Here is a 19,799-nt window from a genome sequence, read left to right as displayed (position 1 = left end):
TAAACGGCAGGGTAGTCTGATTAATTCTAAGAACGAAAGTTCTCGATGCAGTTCGTCAAAAATTAAGGCAAGCGCTAGAATCACCCAAGTGTCTGCCACCAATAATCCTTCAGCCCTTACCGATTCATCGCGGTCTCCACTTAGCTACGAGGTTCGCACCTTTGGCTGCCAGATGAATGTCCACGACTCAGAGCGCCTTTCGGGCCTGCTTGAGGAAGCCGGATATCAGCACGTCGCCGAAGGAAGAGACCCTGACCTTATAGTCTTTAATACATGCGCAGTTCGCGAAAATGCCGATATGCGACTGTATGGCACTCTTGGCAATCTGCGTGCACTCAAAGAGCAAAGACCACATATGCAAATAGCGGTGGGGGGTTGCCTGGCGCAAAAAGACAAAGATGTGGTGCTGAAAAAGGCTCCGTGGGTAGACGTAGTATTCGGAACCCACAATATCGGATCACTTCCGGCGCTTCTAGATCGGGCGCGGCACAACAACAAGGCCCAGGTAGAAATCCTTGACGCGCTTGAACAGTTCCCCTCCGTGCTCCCCGCCAAGCGTGAGTCGGCTTATGCGGGCTGGGTATCGGTATCGGTGGGATGTAATAATACCTGTACCTTCTGCATCGTTCCATCTCTCAGAGGCAAGGAAACAGACCGCCGCCCAGGTGATATTCTCAGCGAGGTACAGGCCTTGGTAGATCAAGGCGTTAGTGAGGTGACGTTGCTCGGGCAGAACGTTAATGCCTATGGTGTCCACTTTGCGGATCCAGATTTACCTCGCGATCGTTTCGCTTTTTCCAAGCTGCTGCGTGCCTGCGGGACAATAGACGGTTTGGAGCGATTGCGTTTTACTTCGCCTCACCCTGCTGAATTCACCTCAGATGTCATCGATGCGATGGCTGAGACACCCAATATCTGTCCCCAATTGCATATGCCTCTGCAATCGGGATCCGACAAGGTTCTCAAAGAGATGCGTCGCAGTTATCGGTCAAAGAAGTTCCTCAAAATATTGGAGGAAGTGCGGCACAAGATTCCACACGCTGCCATTACTACCGATATTATCGTGGGCTTTCCAGGCGAAACCGAGGAAGATTTCCAAGCAACTCTTGCTGTGGTAGAACAATCACGTTTCTCTTCTGCCTATACCTTCCAATACTCACCGCGGCCTGGAACTCCAGCAGCCGAGTATGAGAACCAGATACCCAAAGACGTTGTGCAAGAGCGGTACGAACGATTGATAGCACTGCAAGAGCAGATCAGCTTCGAAGAAAACTATAAGCTTATCGGCCGCCAAGTCGAGTTATTAGTGCAAGAAGCAGCAGGACGCAAAAATGAGCTCACCCACCGGCTCTCAGGGCGAGCTCAAGATGGTCGACTCGTTCACTTCGCACCACAAATGCACGCTGACGGTTCTTCGATCGATATTCGCCCCGGCGATATAGTCACCGTGGAAATCACTGGTGCGAAGTCCTATTATGTGACAGCTGACCACGGGGTATTGACCTACCGTGCGACAAAGGCCGGTGATATGAGCGCGCAAGGACAACTACCAACTACCCCGCCAGTTGGCGTGCGCCTGGGCCTGCCTCCCATCGGCCGACCAGCTCGAGTACCGGACGAACAAGGTGGCTGTTGTTAGGGTGTAGAATGATGCTGCAACAAGCAATATGTTGATGGCGAGGAGAAATAGGTGTCAGCAGAGCTAGAGAATCTTAGCCCAGCACAATTAGCACTTGAGGAGCGGGAGGCATCACGCATCATCTCCTACCGCCCCTATGGGCCCTACCTCCGGCTTGCCCAATTATTCTTCGCGGTGGGCCTGCTCATACCGCATGCGGGTGATATGCGCGGTTGGCAGGTACTCTTCCTTCGCGCACCATCGGAGGGAATCCGCATCGGGATCGCGGAGCAGGTATTTGTTATTGTCTCCGCCCTCGGTGTGCTCGTCATGGGAGGTCTTCTGTTGACGACGTCTCGCACCATATTCGGCTGGGTGGCCTGGCTGCTGAGCGGAGTCGGTCTTGTTAGTTCCGTCTTCGCCTTGTGGATGCGATTGCAGGATAAAGAAGTAGGAGCGGCTCCAGGGATAGGTCCCGGATTTTATCTAGAGGTCGGATCCGTTATCTTTGCGGTAGTAGTGCTGAGCCTGATTGTGTGGCAGCGTACAGATCGGCAAAAGGAGATCGCCCAGATGCGAGCTGCCCGAGAAAACCTGGATGAAGTGGGATACGCCCAGCGCCAGGCGAGGGTAAATCCAGAGACGAATCCACTGCTTATTGATGACAGACGACAGCGAGCATCACGCAAACGAAAAATAAGACCGGTAGACGATTAGAAAAGCGGCCAAGATAGGTATCTTGGCCGCTTATTATTTAGCGATTTTCAACTGCGCTCAACGCAGCATCTGCCCATTCCTGCCACTGCTGAGCTTGCTCACGCAGTGACTGAGCTTTTTTGGCCTGCCCTTTTTCTTCGGCAGCAGTAGCCTGAGCATTAAGCTCCGTAACTTTGGCACTAAACTGAGCGGCGCGCGCCTGCGCCGCGGGATCGGTGCGCCGCCACTGCTCATCGGCAGCCTGAGTCACGCGCTTTTCCAGCTTGCCGATCTTCTGCTCGAATTCGCGCACCCTATCGCGAGGAACAAATCCGATGGCTTCCCACTTTTCCTGCAATTCTCGCAAGTGAGCTCGAGCCTTATCCAGCCCATTCTCGGGGTTGATCAGCGCATCATACTGATCGAGAAGCTCCTGCTTAGCCTGGGCGTTGTGCTCAAATTCCACATCACGCTCATGGGCCTGGGCATTACGTGCCTCGAAAAAGTGATCCTGGGCGCTCTTAAAAGCCTCCCACAATTTATCGTCAACGTCACGAGGTGCACGCCCAGCAGACTTCCACTCTTTCATCAAATCGCGGAAAGCTCGGGCGGTTTCGCCCCAATCCGTCGAGTCTTTTAATTCCTCTGCACGAGCGACAAGATCTTCTTTGACACGACGAGCTGCAGCGCGTCCTCGATCGAGTTCGGCAAAGTGAGCCCCCCGGCGCCGGTTGAAAGAATCTCGGGCCCGGGAATAGCGTTTCCACAAAGCGTCATCAGTCTTCCTATCGATGCCGCGAATGGTCTTCCACTCATCGAGGATTTCCCGAATCCGGTCACCCGCCTGTTTCCAGTCGGTGGACTTCTCCGCGAGATCCTCCGCCTCCAGGGCGAGCGCCTCCTTGCGCTTGATATTCTCTTCGCGGCGCCGTGCCTTTTCTTCCTTAGCCTTATGTCCTACTTCATCGGCATTTGCGATGGTAGATTTCAGACGATCTTCAAGGGCTGCAAGATCACCGATAACTGCAGCATCTGCGAGACTGGCAAAAAGTTCGTTAGCCTTAGTCTTGATATGCGATGCCTCATTAGGGTGACTGACGAGGCGGTTTTCCAGGTATGCGACCTCAGTTGCAAGATCATCGTATCGCGCCCCATAATGTGCGAGACCCTCAGCAGGAGTACCAGCCTGCCATGAGCCAATAAGACGATCCCCGTGAGCGGTGGTGACATAGGCGCTGCCGTCTTCCTCTACACGACCCCACTGAGTTGGATCGCTCACCGGTGTAGCGGTAACTATTGGTGCCACCGTGGCGGGCTTAGCACCAGCAAGAGTGCCAGGGCGGGGTACGGGTTTAGGGATACTGGTCATGGTCGGTGCCATCCTTTACTTCATGCGATCGTGCCGCGCGACGCGGCTGCCTCAACGGGAAACAACTAGAGAGAGCATCTCCCACTTCACAGAGCGGAGAGATGAAAATGCTCCTGTGATAAACATACCGCTGCAGCCAATGAATGTCATTGCTTGATGATCCCCCAGCTAACCAAGCGGGGGTAGAGAATCTAGCCACTCAGGCACGCTAGAATGGTGTGGGAGAAATTTCAACGATCAGTCTCGAGGAAACTCTATGGCAAGCGATTTGATTCTCATTCCGCCTTCTCCGGCCATTATCCCCGGGATCGGTCGCGGTGATGAGCAAGGAGCCTTACTGTACCAGCGGGCGAGGGCAAAGCTCACCGAGCTAGTGACAGGAAAGGCCGCCTCAACTCGCATTGTGTACCGCAAGTGTAGACGTGACTTTACTCGTCACACCGGCAGCTTGCAGGCGTGGGCACCCACCTCGTATCGGGTCAGTTCAGGCCACTATCTACCAGAGATTATCGCTCGACACCTACTTCCATACGAAGAGGCTTCCATCACTCACACGAGTGAGTCTATAGGCCCCCTTTGCGATGGGGAGGTCATTATCCTCATGCTCGACGGAAGCGCCGGCATGACCGAACGCGCTCCTTTAAGTCTGCTACCGCAATCTAGCGCAAGTGATCGCTGGTGCCTCGATCTTCTCCAGGGAAGAAATTTTCGAAGGATCTCGTACAATTTTCTTCTCGAGGCCGGTGTGGAAAACCCCGACCTATGGTTAGAACTGGCCAACTACCGACAGGAATTCCTCAAATCTGAACTCATTCACGTCGACTCCAGCCTGGGAGTAGCGCGCTATGTTGCACATATCAATATCCGTGTGGATACTGCTCTACACTAGGACCTCAAGTATGCAACACGAAGGGATATTATGGCTGCCACTTTGCCTCATCCAGTGGCGATAATCGGGCCTACAGCCTCTGGGAAGTCCAGCCTGAGCATCGCACTTGCCCACCACGTTAATGCAGAGATTGTCAATACTGATTCCATGCAACTCTACCGGGGCATGGATATAGGGACCGCCAAACTCACCGTCGGTGAGCGCGAGGGAATACCGCATCACCTACTTGATATCCTCGATGTCACCGAGCGGGCATCGGTTGCGAATTATCAAGCGCGAGCTATCGCCTGTGTAGAAGATATCCAACGACGCGGAAAAACCCCTCTACTCGTTGGTGGGTCCATGCTTTACGTGCAATCGCTAATCGACGACTGGCAATTCCCTCCAACCGATCCTGGAGTAAGAGCCTATTGGGAACAGCGCCTCGAAACAGATGGCATTGACCAACTCCACGCCTATCTGCATCACCTCGACCCTGTCGCTGCAGAAATCATCGAAGATAAAGATCCTCGTAGGACCGTTCGCGCCCTTGAAGTCATTGAATTAACTGGTCAACCGTATAAAGCCTCGCAGCCAGATAAAAGCGCCGCGCCGCGCTGGAATACAACCATTATTGGTTTGGCTACCACACCTGAGTGGCTGAACCCACGAATCGAACAGCGCACCCACCTGATGTTCGATCGCGGCTTTGCAGCAGAAGTGGAAAATCTCTACCGCAACCATGGGTTACGAGCTGATTCGACTGCGGGCAGCGCCATAGGTTACTCCCAAATGCTGGAGGTACTCACCGGAAATATGGAATTTGAAGAGGCATGGGAGAAAACTGTGATAGGGACACGGCGATACGTCCGCCGCCAGCGATCGTGGTTCCGTAGAGATCCGCGGGTGCAGTGGATCAAGGCCAGCGGCGATACCCTATCTCAAACCATGGATATCCTAGAAACTATAAGTGTTCCTTAACCGAGAAAGGATCGATCAGTGAATACCTCAGCCCATCTCGTACCTTTTATAAAAGGTCATGGTACGGAAAATGACTTCATAATCGTTGTTGATCCAGCTGCCAGCTTAGATTTAGCCCCCGAGATCATCCAGGCCCTCTGCAACCGGCATTCCGGTATCGGTGCCGACGGGTTGCTGCGCGTTGCTCATGCCGGGGCGCTACAGGAAGGAGGCTATATCTCTGAGCTCGCCGAGGGCATTAACGCAACACACTGGTTTATGGACTACTACAACGCAGATGGATCAGTGGCCGAGATGTGCGGGAATGGACTACGAGTATTCGCCCACGTGCTCTGCGTGGAAGGCCTCGTGGGTACAACCGAATTTACGGTAGGAACACGCGCAGGGGCGCGTCGGGTGCGGGTTTTAGCCGCCGATCCTCACCGTGCGATGGTCAGCGTTGATATGGGATCGGTTCAGGTCCGCGGTCTATCCACGTGTACCGTAGCGGGACAAGCCTTTGCTGGATTAGCAGTGAGCACAGGTAACCCCCATCTTGCCTGTGTGGTACCTGGAATGACGGCAGAGCACCTTAATTCTCTGGAGATGGCGCCACCGGTCTTTGATCGTGATTTTTTCCCCTCTGGTGTGAATGTGGAGATCATTGCGCTCAAACCCGGTGGAGATATCTATATGCGTGTATATGAGCGCGGAGTAGGTGAGACCCGTTCCTGTGGAACGGGAACCGTAGCTGCGGCCGTGGCTGCTCTTGCAGATCGGGGGGATACCACTGGGACGCTGCACGTAGGGGTTCTCGGCGGCGAGGTGACTGTGGAAATTACCGAAGACAGGGCAATTTTGAGTGGCCCTTCGCAGATCGTAGCGCGGGGAACGATCGATCTTAAAGCCTATACTGATCGCTAGGAAGATTTGTAATCAGTGCCGAGCCGTTGGGCAGCGCGGCGTGCCCGCATCCACGACTCTTGCAGTTCGAGGGCTCGGGCATCGGTGATCTTGAGAAGTTCTTCTAGTTGGGTTACCGAGAGGTTGCGGCGCAAACGTGAATCGAGGCGGGAGACGAAGCGCTTGGACGTCTTAGACAAGAAGATAAACTCTGAAATATCGGGCTCCGTACAATCCGAGTCAGCTAGGGCTGGTCTTATGATTGTGCGATCAGCTAGATCGTCTGCCTCCATACCATGTAAGAATTTGTCGTACTCGGCCAATACGTCCTCAATATCCTCTTTCGACAGAGAGATCGAGGACTTCAGGGCCGAGCCCTCCTGATAATTTGGTTGGAATTTAGTAATAAGAAAGACCCCCGCCAGGATGAAGACAGACAGTAAGACTCCCTCGATTTTGAAAAAGAAGATCAACAGTGCACAGCACACCAGCACCACGGGCCACGGCCACGTTGGCTGGGGGTTCCCACCGTCGATTGCTTCTAATTCGCTCATAAGGCCTTCAGATTACAAGATCTCGTCTCTTAGCGTCTAATTATTAATGGCTGCCGCAACCACCGGAGCCGCAGCCGCAACCCCCCGAACTACAGCCCTGAGGAGCGACTACAGATCCCACCAAGAGAGCTTCGCCCGTGATGACGCTGCCCTTCACAGGCAGCTCTGTTTGGTATGGCATGCATAGGTCCAACGCTATCGAAGCATCGATAGTGCAGTGTATGAACTGCTGACCATTGAGGGCGTTACGGCGATACTCGGCTTGCAAGACGCGCGCGCTAAATTTAACAGCGGCTGTTGGAGCAGAGGCAGCTGAGCCAGCGTTAATTACTTCGGCTCCTGGAGATTCGATGTACCCCGATTCACGACCGGAGGCATCGCGATATCTTTGTTCATCTGGGTGTATGACGAGTGTGTGCTCGTCAACCAGCGCCGTAATACCCACTTGTTGCCAGCGCTGTTGTGACTCATCGACCAACAACGGACCTTGAGCGAGATTAACTGTCAGGGTCGTGATCGGAGCGCCGTGGCAATCAACAACCTCCACAAGTGCGAGCACATCATTGATCATCGCGATATGCCCAAAATTCGTGGTCTCGGCTTCAAACCCCGCGAATGTTGCAAAGGGTTCCACAGCTAGGATATTGATCTGAGCCCCAGAGGGGTCGGCGTATTGGATTAATTGTCCGCCGCGAACCTCGCCTGTGACAGAGAGATTATTAGTAGCAATAGCTGCCTCCACGGCATCTTGCCAGTGCTCGTAGTTCAAGCCTAGGGCTTCCAAATCATGACTCATAGGACCCATACTATCCAGTGGGATCGGTCTTTACCATTTTATGAATACCAGTTAAATATTGGCCAAGACTGCCTAGGAAGTGAGACAATGAGTAGTAACGATGAACAATAATAAGAAAAATAACGAAATCGACCACGACGCACTACTCGCCCAAGCTTTCAGCGACCACCAGCAGACAGTACCCACCGAGCCTTCCGGCCACGACCTCACCGGCCTAGTGAGCGCTCAACCTACGGTCGGTGAACTCGATTTGGAACAGCGTAGTTCCTTAAGGCGAATCGGCGGTGAGTCCGAACTCCATGCGACCGACCAAGAAGACGGTTATGACGTCGAGTATCGGAAGCTCCGTCTCGAGCGAGTCATCCTCGTGGGCGTGTGGACCGAGGGCACTACCGCCGAGATCGAAGCAACAATGCAGGAATTGGCAGCTCTCGCAGAGACTGCAGGCTCGCATATCACCGATATGTTCTACCAAAAGCGCGACCGTCCCGACCCCAGTACCTATATCGGCTCCGGTAAAGTTAAAGAACTCAAAGAGATCGTTAATGACACCGGAGTAGATACTGTTATCTGCGATGGTGAGCTAAGTCCCAGCCAGATGATTGCACTAGAGAAAGCTCTCGATGTCAAAGTTATCGACCGCACCATGCTGATTCTCGATATCTTTGCGCAACATGCGAAGAGTAAAGAAGGAAAAGCACAGGTCTCGCTTGCACAAATGGAATATCTGATTACTCGCGTTCGTGGGTGGGGTGGGGCACTATCACGCCAAGCGGGTGGACGTGCAGGCTCCAATGGTGGTGTCGGTCTGCGTGGTCCTGGCGAAACTAAAATTGAAGCCGATCGCCGCCGACTTCGTTCTGATATGGCGAAGCTACGTCGAGAGATCTCTGGGATGAAGACCGCCCGTGACGTTAAGCGCTCACAGCGCCGCGATTCCTCGATCCCCCAGATAGCCATCGCGGGCTATACCAATGCTGGAAAATCCTCGTTGATCAATGCCATGACAGGGGCCGGGGTATTGGTGGAGAACGCCCTCTTCGCCACCCTTGATCCCACCACGAGAAAAGCAGAACTTGGCGATGGTCGCCACGTGGTCTTCACCGACACGGTCGGCTTTGTGCGCCACCTTCCCACGCAGTTGGTCGAAGCCTTCCGATCAACCCTTGAAGAGGTTGTGGAGGCAGATCTGGTCCTCCATGTTGTCGACGGTTCGGATCCCTTTCCGCTCAAGCAAATCGCTGCTGTTAACGAGGTGATCGGTGAAATCGTGCGTGAGCAAAAAGCCGACGCTCCCCCGGAGATCATCGTGGTGAACAAGATTGATCAGGCTGATCCGTTGGTTCTCGCTGAATTGCGACATGCGCTCGACGATGTTGTCTTCGTCTCTGCCAAAACTGGTGAGGGTATTCCAGCGTTAGAAGCTCGAGTTGAGCTTTTCCTCAACTCCCTCGATGCCCATGCCGAGCTGCTCATCCCCTATACCCGTGGCGATATCGTCTCTAAGCTGCACCACCTGGGAACAGTGCTGCAGGAATCCCACACCGAAGAGGGAACGAGGATGGACGTTCGCTTACCTCAGTCTATGGCCAACCAGTTGGCGGAGTTCCAGATCGCCTCAGCGGAAGGTCATGCCTAGAGCCTGGTTGGGGGAGAAATTTACAAAACGTCATATGCCGTTGGATAATAAGCCTTTGTGAGTAAATCTACCCTGGGCTGGGCCCTCCACGGAGACGGCAAGACAATTCAACCTGGTGCAGTTGTAGCACCTGAAGAGCGACTTAGTTGGGGTCGCACCATCGGGATCGGTATGCAGCATGTGATCGCCATGTTTGGCGCTACGCTCTTGGTGCCTACCCTTACTGGTTTCCCCGTTAATACCACTTTATTGTTCTCAGGTTTGGGGACAATGATCTTCCTTCTGGTCACCAGGAATCGCCTGCCTTCCTATTTAGGCTCGTCGTTTGGCTTTATCGCGCCCCTCATGGCGAGCCAATCCGAGGGGATCGCAGTGCAGTTAGGTGGCGTATTCGCTGCCGGTATCGCCCTCATCGCGGTGGGTTTTATTGTTAAGGCGATGGGTAAGCGGGTCATCGATATGGTGATGCCGCCGGCTGTCACGGGAGCGATCGTGGCTCTCATAGGTCTCAATCTTTCACCAGCAGCCGTCAATAATTTCCAAGAGCAGCCAGTGGTGGCATCAGTCACCCTGGCTGCAATTTTATTTTGCACGGTTGCTGGTCGCGGAATGATCGCGCGGTTGGGAATCCTTCTAGGTGTCATTATCGGCTGGTTATTTGCAGCCATAAGTGGCAATCTTTCGGAGGGGGCCCGCGAGACTATAGCTGCGGCACCATGGGTTGGTTTGCCACAATTTCATACGCCGCAGTTTACCGCTTCCGCAATCCTTATTACCCTACCGGTGGTCATTGTCCTCATCGCTGAGAATGTCGGTCATGTTAAAGCAGTCAGTGAAATGACTGGACGCGACCTCGACGACCTTGCGGGTGATGCTCTTATTGCTGACGGAATTGGTACCACCCTAGCTGGCGGCTTCGGTGGTTCCGGTACTACTACTTATGCCGAAAATATTGGTGTTATGGCTGCTACCAGGGTGTATTCAACAGCTGCGTATTGGATTGCGGCACTTACTGCCGTGATTCTAGCCTTCATTCCAAAATTTGGTGCTTTAATCTTCACGATTCCTGTCGGTGTTCTCGGTGGGGCAGCATTGGTGCTCTACGGTCTCATCGGCATGTTAGGCGTGCGAATTTGGCAAGACAATCATGTTAACTTTAACAATCCGGTTAATCTAACCGCCGCCGCTATCGCCTTGGTCGCAGGCATTGGTAATCTCACCCTTCCGATATTTGGAGTAGAACTAGAAGGCATAGCGTGGGGTTCTGTTGGCATTATTATCATCTACCCGCTATTGAAACGGGTGTATACTACCTTGGGCGAAGGTCAGAACGCACAGTTCTGAGCTGTGTTTTGATATTAGTCTTCCAACTTCTAACCCCTTGAGCTTACCCTTGGGGTCTTCCTGTCCTATACCCCGAGCCTGCTGTCGCGGCTGATTTTATTCCTCGATCCTGAGATAAATCCTGGACCCAATCGTGATCATGGTGGATATCTTTAGGGGCGACGCATGTGTAGGTGGAGTTTTGTCTCTCTTTTCTCTTGAAAAATAGGCCTTGGACAGAGGGTTCGATGCGATCGTGTTGGTATATGCTGTGCTCCGCCGGCTAGTTGTCGGCTATCTACGAAAGTGGTCGCGCATATTTAGGCATGGGGTGACCCAGGATAAGTCGCACCTATTTTTCCATGCTCTATTTCTGCTGGTTACCACGGCAGATCTGGCTGTTATAGTTGGCAGGGGACTAAGTGGATCATCAGGATTAGCAAGGCCGAATGCACCGATAGGCGCCCTAGGGACTTTATAGAAGTTCGGGATATTTAAGGCAGGGTGTGCTGGAGCGTCCCTTGTATAGTCTGTTGACAATAGGCGAGGGGAGAGGTGCCAGCGCTCATATTTTATGTGCCAGATATTGTGCATCTCGTTCCTTGGGCAGCCTCCTTTAATATCGCAGTGAAAATCTTGCTACCTTATACGATATGAGCGAAAACTATCTCGAGAAAATCCACCAATTGGTTGCTGATGCTCAGGACTCCACCCGGGCGCTGGAAACCTCCAACGAGGAACAGGTTTTCGCGGAAGAATCTAAGGACGCGCAACTGCGTCGCCAACAAGCAGTGGAGGCCTGGCATCTGGTTGTTGACGCTTGTACGATCGCACTCAGCGATGACGAATATTTCGGGGAGCACAGTGGCTACGGATTCGAGGTGCCAGAGCCCACTCTGCAGGTACTGAAGATGCGCAATATGGCCTTTATACATATCCAACACCTCAAACAGCAGGAATTTGAGGTCACGGTGGATATCGCACTCATGCGTAGTCTGCTTGATGCCGCCGTGGAGCTATACAACAATTATCACCAAACGGAGCAGTTTGAGCTACGCATGATCCTCGTAGAGTTGGAATTGATGTTGTGGCGGCTAGCAGATGTGGATCTTATTCGCACTGTCCTCGACGAACACGCTCATGGTCTAGAGCAGCAATGGAATGGCGAACCTGAGCAATTCTTTATCCATGTGGACTTTTTCCGAGCCCTCAAACTGTCCTCGGGGCGCTCTATTGAGCGGGCGCGAGCGTTGGCTATTTTTGCCCGGAGATATCCCGAATTTGGAAATGAAACGAGTCTCGATCTCGTATTCGCAGCATTCCAAATCAGTATCAGTGATTTTATGGCACAACCCACCAAGGAAACAGCGGAGATCCTGTTACTGTGTTCCGAAGCTATCTCCCTGTGGGACACACTTTCGCAAGAATTCGCGCAATCTTTGGCAATCCGCAATTCCGTGGCGACAATCGCCAAAATGAGAACTCAGCTCTTCCTTGAGGAATTTCTTGAGGCTCAAGACGAGGAGATGATTGCCGAAAACCACATAGAGATTTCGGTCCTCAGACTGCATATGATGATCAGCGAAGCTGCGGAAATTGAGCTCGAGGCCAGCAATGAGTCTAATGCTTTAGTCGACGCCACGGATGAGTTCATTGGACTTATTGAGGAGACTGAAGTCTACGAGCCACTTATGATCAAAGTTCTCTACGACGTGAGTAACAAACTCATGAGCGAGGGATTCCTGCGCGCTGGGGCGCGCCTGGGAGCAGCGATTGAACCTTTACTCCGCGGTCATATGGATCTCATTCCGCCCATTTTCCATGCCCCCCTGCGGATGCTAATGATAAACAGTGCAATCATCTCCCGCGTCGACCTTCAACGCGCCTTAGGATTAATTGGGGAGATGCGTCTGGAATTAGAGATGGCAGAGTTCTCAGACGAGTTCTATTCCACATCCACTAATTTGGCAACCACTCAAGCCACCGAAATCCTCGATGATCTTGAGCTCGCTGTTTACTATCTGCTGATTAACACCGAAAACGAAGACGCGGTGACCGCCCAGGGCGTTAGCGCTGCAGAAATTCAGGTGATCAAAGGCCTCGACACAAAGCTTTCCAGCCTTGAGGAAGCACAACGTTTAAGAGACCGCGGAGCTTTTGAACCAGCCTTAGAAATCCTAGAACAGGGTGGGGCTCTCATGGGCGAGCAACGCATAGGCGGTTTGCAAACCTTGGGCGCGCAAGCGACCCAACTTCAAGGTGAGCTGCAAAAGGCTCGTGTCAGTCAAGGGAAAAAGGTGCCGAAGGTCGCAAAAAATACAATAACCGAGGGGGTAAAACGGAACTTCTTCAATAGGGAGCCTGCACTGCAGCTCTTGAGGAAATTCCTCAGGCGCAAATAAAAAACGCGGGCTCATAGTGACCCGCGTTTGTTCGATATGCCCTAGGCGTCGAGATCTTTTTCGATCAAGGCAGCGATTTTCTCTACGGCTTCAGGGTTTTCCGAAACAACCGTAACTTTGTCACCCTTCTCTGCGCCGAGGGCCATAATCATCAACGAGGACGCAGCGTCAGTTTCGTCATCGTCTTCGCCTTCAATGCTTAGGAAGATGTCCTCATCAAATTCACCAGCAGCCTCGGCAATGATGGAAGCAGGGCGGGCATGTAGGCCGACTGCGGAGCCGACAACAACGGTCTTAGAAGCCATAGGAATGGATCCTTTCAGTAAAAGTGGACGCATAACGTGCCCACCGGGTCATTAAACTCATTCTCTTGTATTAACTCAGAGCTATACGTAGCTGCGACGTTAGAAGTCGCAATTCAAGAGTCAAACTTGATTCTAGGCAATTATCGACGCTTGTGCTACCTAAGTGGGTCTTTTAAGTCCATTGGCTAATCTTTATGCGCTCCGGATGTACTCCAGCGGGGTCTGGTATCTCGGTCCCTGGCAAAGAAGCGGCGGCGCAGCCATAAGCGGTCGCCAAAGCTAGAGAGTCGGGGTAAGACAGCCCCCTAGTACGCCCCATGAGATAACCCGCCAGAGCGCAGTCACCCGCGCCGACCGTCGAGCGCACATTGATATGTGGCGCCTTAGCGAAAAATATGCCGCTTTCTGTAGCCAATATTGCTCCTGCTGCTCCGAGAGTGATCAATAGTTCCTTGACGCCGCGCTTGAGAATCTTCTGTGAAGACAAGATGATAGGTTCGATATTGTCGTCGAAGGCCTTTTTTTCCAGCATTTCCCCGGGTATTCCGATAATCTGGCCGAGTTCGAAACTATTGGGGGTGAGAAGGTCAGGCGCCGCTATCAGGAGGTTGTCGCTAACCGACTGCAAGGGAGCATCCGACGTATCAACAGCGATGTTGAGATGAGGGAATTCACCTTTGATAAGGGTGATGAGCTCCGTATAGAAAGACGGCGAGGTCCCAGGCGGCAGCGATCCGGCCAGTACCACCCAACTCGCATGATCAAGGGTGTTCAGCAGCAGGTCTACCAGTCGCAGTTGATCTCGCCTATTGAGGGATGCACCCTGGCCATTCAGCTTTGTCGTTATGCCCTTCGGGGAAGAAAGCGTGGTATTAACTCGTGTAGAACCTAAAGTTTCGAGGTTTCGGTAGGGGATCCCGGTCTGCCTGATGAGGGGGAGGAGCGGGTCAGATTTCGAACAAGGGAAAACTGCCAGAGTTCGGCGATCGGCCTTGAAGATAGCGTGGGATACGTTAATCCCTTTGCCTCCAGCTGAACTGAGTGACGTTTCCATGCGGTGCACTCCACCTGGACGCAGCTCGTCGTTTAGCAGAAAAGTTGTATCTATGCTCGGGTTGGTAGTGAGGGTGACGATCACAAAAATTACTGGCTTTCATCGAAGGCACCATGGCACAAAGCCGGGTTGCGCGTATGAAGAACAGGACAAAACGCTTTCCGTGTGGTGCTATGAGGGGCACCTGAACCGTTGCGGATCCCGCAACCTAGCTCATGGCTGAAATATCTCATAGTTGATACGGAGTTGATATCCAGCCATCGAAGCTAAGGTGCAGCTCAGTGACGCGCTGCTGAGAGGATAACAGGATCTTCCTTGAAGAGTAAGCCTTATTATTTTTAGATGTCAATTAAAACCCAACAAAGAGGGTGAGTTTTGACGCCCGAATGTGTGAATCGTATTGCTTTTTTGGGATTTTTGTGGTGTTCTGGGTTTGTTAGCTATGTAAAAGTGAGGATGAATTATATTGACAAGCGATGTGACTGGTAACACGAAATATAAAGGTACTGGTGTGGTAGGGGGTGTCCGCTACGCGAAGGCTGTATGGATCAGCGCCCGCCCCGAGCTGCCCAAAGAGTCTCCCCAGCTTGCCGAAGATCTTCGGGCGCCAGAGGTAGAGCGCTTCGCTGGAGCTGCCGATATTGTGGCCGGACGCCTACTCAGGCGCTCGGAGCATGCCGTGGGCGACGCCGCTGCTGTACTGAAGGCTACCGCAGGTATGGTAAACGACCGTGGCTGGCGCAAGCTAGTGACCAAGGGAATCAAGGGTGGACACACCGCGGAGTACGCTGTGATGGCTGCTACCGATAAATTTGTGTCCATGTTTGAAGCCGCTGGTGGTCTTATGGCCGAGCGCACCACGGACCTGAAGGATATTCGCGATCGTGTAATCGCGGAGCTTCGCGGTGAACCAGAGCCTGGGCTCCCCGATGTCGATGAGCGCGTGGTGCTATTCGCCGATGATCTTTCTCCAGCAGATACCGCGGCGCTTGATACTAAATACTTCGTCGGTTTAGTCACGGAATTAGGCGGTCCTACCTCTCATACTGCCATCATTGCACGCCAGCTCAACGTGCCGTGCATTGTCGCAGCTGGATCAGAAATCACCGATATCAAAGCCGGAACGCACGTACTGGTGGACGGTTACCTGGGAACTATCGAGGTAGAGCCTCATCCGGAGACTGCTCAAGCAGCAGAGCGCAAGTCGGATGAATTAGCTGAGTGGGTCTCCAAGTGGCGAGGTCCGGCACAAACCAAGGACGGCTATGCTGTTCAGCTGTTGGCCAATGTGCAAGACGGTAAAGCCGCTCGCATTGCAGCTGAGGAATCACAAGCTGAGGGAGTCGGTCTATTCCGAACTGAGTTGTGTTTCCTGAATGCCACCGAAGAACCAAGTGTTGATGAGCAAGCCGACATTTACCGAAAGGTCCTCGAACAGTTCCCGGACTCCAAAGTAGTTGTACGCACCTTGGATGCTGGTTCTGATAAGCCTATAGCTTTTGCATCCCTTATTGACGAGACTAACCCAGCTCTGGGCGTTCGTGGTTTGCGCATCGCCTTGTCTAATGAATCACTGATGACCCGTCAGCTCGACGCTATTGCACAAGCTGCTCGTGAACTAGGCCGTGACGAGTCCGCTCCGACGTGGGTAATGGCTCCAATGGTAGCCACAACTCGAGAGGCCAAGTGGTTCTCAGATTTGTGCCGCGAGCGTGGCCTCGTCGCAGGTGCCATGATTGAGGTTCCGGCGGCTGCCCTTATGGCAGATAAAATCATGCAGTATCTAGACTTCGTCTCCATTGGCACCAATGATCTGACACAGTATACGATGGCCGCCGACAGGTTGTCTCCTCAGCTCGCCTATCTCACGGATCCATGGCAGCCAGCCGTGCTGCGTTTGATCGATCTCACGTGCAAGGAAGGCCAGCGGACGAATACCGCTGTTGGCGTTTGCGGTGAGGCAGCAGCAGATCCCATGCTTGCATGCGTGCTCACCGGTTTAGGTGTGAACTCGCTATCAACCGCTGCGACAGCTATCGCCGGAGTGGGTGCACAGCTAGCAGCCGTTGATTTTGAGACCTGCCAGAGAGCTGCTCAGGCTGCTCTCCACGCAGACGGTGCTAAGGATGCCCGCGCCAAGGTGCGTGACATCCTCGAAGGTTAGAACTAATCCCGCTAGTAGCTATGACTAGCGGGATATTTTTGTGCCTAGTCTGCGATTACTACCTCTATATTGTTTTCCTTCAGTGCTTTTACAAAGGATTCGGGGGCATTGGAATCAGTGATGATAACATCGATATCTGCAATCGAACCAAAGCTCACGAGATAATCTGTACCCATTTTAGTCGAGTCGCACAGGACGACGATCTTGCGTGCATTGGTGATCATGGCGGATTTAATAGCAGCCTCTTGCGCGTCCGCTGTCGAGAGACCGTGATCAAGCGTGAGGGCATTAGTCCCTATAAACGCAACCTCAGCACGCAGCAGTGCGAGGGTTCTTAGTGCGGTATCACCGACAACTGCCTGGGTAATTGAGCGAACGCTGCCTCCGAGTAGCTGGATTTCGTCGAGACCTGAATTGGCCAAATTAAGAGCAATGGACAAAGAATTAGTGACGATCGCCCATTGCTTGGCTTGGGGTTGTAGCGCGATGATATCTGCCAGGGCTGCTGTTGTTGTACCGGCATCAAGGAATATTCCTCCCTGTGAAGGCGGAAGGAATCTGACCGCTGCTTGTGCGATGGAATTTTTTGCCCCCGAGGCGGAACGGGCTCGGGTATCGAGGGGATATTCAGTGGTTTGAAAAGTCTGGTTCGCCACCGCGCCTCCGTGGACCCGGTGGACGACACCCTCGCGATCTAAAACCGCAAGATCACGTCTGATTGTCTCGGCAGTGACATTAAAGCGTGCGGCTAATTCGGTGACGTTAACTCGTCCTTCCACAGCGGTAAGAGAAGCAATTTGGCGGCGGCGTTCTTCTGAATACATGGTCTCAATCACTCCTCATATTGCCCCGAGCATGTGCGGCGGGTGCCCTAGAAACGGGCATAGGCCTGCGAGAAATAATGCCCGTTTTCTTTTTGTTTGGAAAATTCCTCCCTTTATTCTTGCATGTTTATGTGGGGAAAATCAGAAGTGGCCGTGCGATCACGACCTAAAAACCACACCTATACCTCTACGAGGCCGCTCAAATTGACTCATCTAGCTGGGGAAAAACTGATAAACACACTAGTTCTTTGTTTATGTTGTTTCCTGTGATTTCACTGACAATTCCGTTTCGGGGGTAATGTTTGTACCCCCGCAGGGTTCGGGCGGTAGTTCCTAAAAGGTGCGAAATACCGAGACGACCTTTCCCAAGATTTCGGTTTCGGGAGTTGCGGGGATGGGGTCGAAGACTGGGTTGTGTGGCAGCAGCCAGATGCCGGTTCGATCTTTTCTGAACTCCTTGACCGTAGCTTCCCCATCGATCATAGCCGCCACAAACTCGCCGTTATTGGCAACAGGCTGAGATCGGATGATGATATAGTCGCCGTCCAGTATTCCGGCGTCTTGCATGGACTCGCCAACGACCTGGAGCATGAAGAGGTCGCCATCACCTACAAAATCTTTGGGGACAGGGTAGTAGGTGTCGATATTTTCCTCGGCTAGAATCGGGTTGCCTGCCGCAATCGCCCCGACGAGCGGTATATAGGAAGTATGTGCACGATCACTCTCGTCTTGAACACTGATGGGTTGAGAATCCTTCTTGGCGGCAGTGCGCTGTGGAGAGAGGTTGACCTTGATATCAACAGCACGCGGCTTATTTGCATCCCTTTTTATATAGCCCTTGCGCTCGAGCTCTCTGAGTTGATAGGCAACAGAGGAAGTGGACTGCAAGCCAGTGGCATCCCCAATTTCTCGGATGCTGGGCGGGTAGCCGCGCAAAACCAGAGCGTCGTTGATGACTTGGAGGATGGTCTCCTGGCGCTTTGATAATTTCTCCCGAGCTAGAGTGCCAGAAATTTTGGTTGCGTCGGAGGTCTTCTTGGAGGCCATAATGCGCTTTCCTTGAGTGGGTTGGTCCTCGCGAGTTGACTCGCCAAGGTATTCGATTATTTAGTTTAGGGCACCGTGTTCGATTGTGCGAGTTTAGATGTAAAGAACTCCGAATTATTAGAACGCACTTACTATTTGCGCGATAGTGTTCGAAAAATCTGCGCCCACCCAAGGCGTTCCTGAGCAGCAAAAAAATGAGATTTCACACTTGTATATTGACATATCTCTCGAACATGAGCATAATTCGAACATAGTTGCTAAATGGATCGTATTGAGCCCCGCTTTGGATCTGTGGGGACGTTAAATTCGAACATAACTGTTAGAAATAGATCATGAGTCCAGACCCGGTGATTTTAGCGAGATATAAGGAGCCACACCATGACGATATTAGAACCATTGAACAAGGCAGATGCTGTTATGGTTCCTCCGGCTGAGGTTTGGGATGGAGGAGCTATTCGATCGCTCACGCATAGTAGTAGCGGACCTCGTTATATACGCACGTTGTCTTATTCGCTCGTATCCGACCCCTTCGAGCATGAGCCGCAGCGCGGTACAACCTATCCGGAGATAGTTTCCCACGACGAAGGTGATAGCGCTTGGAAAAATTATATTGCGGGTGGCATCTTTGGTCTTTTCATCTTCTTCGGACTGCTCGTCGCTAACGACGAGGGGGCTAGTAGCCAACCCGACGGGGAAAGTGCATATGCAGTCGCTTCCTATTCCTCGATTCCGCTGGGTGGTTAAATCGGGGCGGTCTATGATGTAGGTAAATATCGCTTTTTATTCGAAAAGGTATGAGTACGACTATGCACTGCCCCTTCTGTCAATATGAGCAATCAAAAGTGATCGACTCTCGGGTCGCCGAATCTGGTGCGGCGATTCGACGCCGGCGCGAGTGCATGTCGTGTGGCGGGCGCTTTACCACGGTAGAAAAAGCTCAACTACTCGTGATGAAGCGGAACGGCCTCACTGAACCCTTTAGTAGGGAAAAGGTGATTGTTGGGGTGCGAAGAGCATGCCAGGGGCGCGATGTGGGCGATGATGCTTTGAAGCTTCTTGCGCAGCAAGTGGAGGCCACTGTCCGGTCGCACGGTTCCTCGCAGATTCACGCCAATGATATTGGTTTGGCTATTCTCGATCCACTGCGAGAACTCGATGAGGTGGCCTATCTTCGATTTGCTTCGGTTTATAAATCGTTCGAATCAGCTGCCGACTTTGAGGCTGAGATTCGCCTGATGCATCGCCGCGAGCGCGAGGCTGAAAACAACTAAAAAGAT

Annotated in this window: 18 protein-coding genes; 11 read left to right on the top strand and 7 right to left on the bottom strand. The window is 52.6% G+C overall.

Translation table 11 applies throughout. The features are described 5' to 3' along the window. The first annotated feature begins 88 nt into the window (after nucleotides 1-88). Both miaB and N7326_RS01325 read left to right on the top strand, forming a co-directional pair. The gene (miaB, locus tag N7326_RS01330) at nucleotides 89-1,639 is read left to right on the top strand and encodes a tRNA (N6-isopentenyl adenosine(37)-C2)-methylthiotransferase MiaB (protein WP_263088029.1); all 1,551 of its coding nucleotides are present in this window, start codon (nucleotides 89-91) and stop codon (nucleotides 1,637-1,639) included. Nucleotides 1,640-1,690: 51 nt separating this feature from the next. Further along, a complete protein-coding gene (locus N7326_RS01325) occupies nucleotides 1,691-2,335 on the top strand; it encodes an Rv2732c family membrane protein (RefSeq protein WP_263088028.1) in 645 nt (214 codons plus the stop codon). A gap of 37 nt (nucleotides 2,336-2,372) precedes the next feature. On the opposite strand, the gene N7326_RS01320 is transcribed toward N7326_RS01325, so the two are convergent. After that, nucleotides 2,373-3,683 carry a DUF349 domain-containing protein gene (locus N7326_RS01320; RefSeq protein ID WP_259076446.1) on the bottom strand — a complete coding sequence of 437 codons (1,311 nt, stop codon included), beginning with the start codon at nucleotides 3,681-3,683 and terminating at the stop codon, nucleotides 2,373-2,375. Between the two features lie 256 nt (nucleotides 3,684-3,939). On the opposite strand from N7326_RS01320, the gene N7326_RS01315 reads away from it, so the two are divergent. Genes N7326_RS01315 through dapF form a run of 3 tightly spaced genes read left to right on the top strand, consistent with a single transcriptional unit; the run spans nucleotide 3,940 to nucleotide 6,435 of the window. Further along, nucleotides 3,940-4,572: a hypothetical protein gene (locus tag N7326_RS01315; RefSeq protein ID WP_259076448.1), complete on the top strand. Its 633-nt coding sequence runs from the start codon at nucleotides 3,940-3,942 to the stop codon at nucleotides 4,570-4,572. A gap of 30 nt (nucleotides 4,573-4,602) precedes the next feature. Further along, on the top strand, nucleotides 4,603-5,532 hold the full coding sequence (gene miaA / locus N7326_RS01310; protein WP_411512281.1) for a tRNA (adenosine(37)-N6)-dimethylallyltransferase MiaA: 930 nt from the start codon (nucleotides 4,603-4,605) through the stop codon (nucleotides 5,530-5,532). Nucleotides 5,533-5,550: 18 nt separating this feature from the next. Then, nucleotides 5,551-6,435, top strand: a complete 885-nt coding sequence (gene dapF, locus N7326_RS01305; protein WP_263088027.1) for a diaminopimelate epimerase — start codon at nucleotides 5,551-5,553, stop codon at nucleotides 6,433-6,435. Here the strand turns inward: dapF and N7326_RS01300 are convergent. Continuing rightward, nucleotides 6,432-6,968 (bottom strand): hypothetical protein, encoded by a 537-nt coding sequence (locus tag N7326_RS01300; protein ID WP_263088026.1) that lies wholly within the window; start codon nucleotides 6,966-6,968, stop codon nucleotides 6,432-6,434. The genes dapF and N7326_RS01300 overlap by 4 nt on opposite strands. Before the next feature lie 43 nt (nucleotides 6,969-7,011). Continuing rightward, nucleotides 7,012-7,764, bottom strand: coding sequence for a hypothetical protein (locus N7326_RS01295; protein ID WP_259076454.1), 753 nt, complete (start codon nucleotides 7,762-7,764; stop codon nucleotides 7,012-7,014). 100 nt (nucleotides 7,765-7,864) lie between these two features. On the opposite strand from N7326_RS01295, the gene hflX reads away from it, so the two are divergent. The 3 genes from hflX (at nucleotide 7,865) to N7326_RS01280 (ending at nucleotide 13,128) form a co-directional block, all read left to right on the top strand. Beyond that, on the top strand, nucleotides 7,865-9,403 hold the full coding sequence (gene hflX / locus N7326_RS01290; RefSeq protein ID WP_259076456.1) for a GTPase HflX: 1,539 nt from the start codon (nucleotides 7,865-7,867) through the stop codon (nucleotides 9,401-9,403). Nucleotides 9,404-9,460: 57 nt separating this feature from the next. Beyond that, nucleotides 9,461-10,747, top strand: coding sequence for a uracil-xanthine permease family protein (locus N7326_RS01285; RefSeq protein WP_259076458.1), 1,287 nt, complete (start codon nucleotides 9,461-9,463; stop codon nucleotides 10,745-10,747). Nucleotides 10,748-11,379: 632 nt separating this feature from the next. After that, nucleotides 11,380-13,128, top strand: coding sequence for a hypothetical protein (locus N7326_RS01280; protein WP_259076460.1), 1,749 nt, complete (start codon nucleotides 11,380-11,382; stop codon nucleotides 13,126-13,128). Between the two features lie 41 nt (nucleotides 13,129-13,169). On the opposite strand, the gene N7326_RS01275 is transcribed toward N7326_RS01280, so the two are convergent. Together N7326_RS01275 and N7326_RS01270 are read right to left on the bottom strand one after the other, a co-directional pair. Further along, a complete protein-coding gene (locus tag N7326_RS01275) occupies nucleotides 13,170-13,433 on the bottom strand; it encodes an HPr family phosphocarrier protein (RefSeq protein ID WP_259076462.1) in 264 nt (87 codons plus the stop codon). A gap of 172 nt (nucleotides 13,434-13,605) precedes the next feature. Further along, nucleotides 13,606-14,571, bottom strand: a complete 966-nt coding sequence (locus tag N7326_RS01270) for a 1-phosphofructokinase family hexose kinase (RefSeq protein ID WP_259076464.1) — start codon at nucleotides 14,569-14,571, stop codon at nucleotides 13,606-13,608. A gap of 394 nt (nucleotides 14,572-14,965) precedes the next feature. Here N7326_RS01270 and ptsP point away from each other — a divergent pair, with 394 nt between their 5' ends. Continuing rightward, on the top strand, nucleotides 14,966-16,651 hold the full coding sequence (gene ptsP, locus N7326_RS01265) for a phosphoenolpyruvate--protein phosphotransferase (protein ID WP_396124686.1): 1,686 nt from the start codon (nucleotides 14,966-14,968) through the stop codon (nucleotides 16,649-16,651). A 44-nt stretch (nucleotides 16,652-16,695) separates the two neighbouring features. Here the strand turns inward: ptsP and N7326_RS01260 are convergent, their stop codons facing one another. After that, on the bottom strand, nucleotides 16,696-17,475 hold the full coding sequence (locus N7326_RS01260) for a DeoR/GlpR family DNA-binding transcription regulator (protein WP_259076466.1): 780 nt from the start codon (nucleotides 17,473-17,475) through the stop codon (nucleotides 16,696-16,698). Nucleotides 17,476-17,808: 333 nt separating this feature from the next. Then, on the bottom strand, nucleotides 17,809-18,522 hold the full coding sequence (gene lexA / locus N7326_RS01255; protein ID WP_259076468.1) for a transcriptional repressor LexA: 714 nt from the start codon (nucleotides 18,520-18,522) through the stop codon (nucleotides 17,809-17,811). 378 nt (nucleotides 18,523-18,900) lie between these two features. Here lexA and N7326_RS01250 point away from each other — a divergent pair, with 378 nt between their 5' ends. Next, entirely contained in the window at nucleotides 18,901-19,266 is a 366-nt protein-coding gene (locus tag N7326_RS01250; protein WP_263088025.1) for a hypothetical protein, read from the top strand. Between the two features lie 62 nt (nucleotides 19,267-19,328). Beyond that, the gene (nrdR, locus tag N7326_RS01245) at nucleotides 19,329-19,793 is read left to right on the top strand and encodes a transcriptional regulator NrdR (protein WP_259077094.1); all 465 of its coding nucleotides are present in this window, start codon (nucleotides 19,329-19,331) and stop codon (nucleotides 19,791-19,793) included. Nucleotides 19,794-19,799 lie beyond the last annotated feature (6 nt).

It is taken from the genome of Corynebacterium sp. ES2794-CONJ1 (assembly GCF_025660615.1).
Taxonomy (GTDB): domain Bacteria; phylum Actinomycetota; class Actinomycetes; order Mycobacteriales; family Mycobacteriaceae; genus Corynebacterium.
The sequence above is the reverse complement of the archived record's forward strand: the minus strand, read 5'-3'. Positions and strand labels throughout refer to the sequence as shown.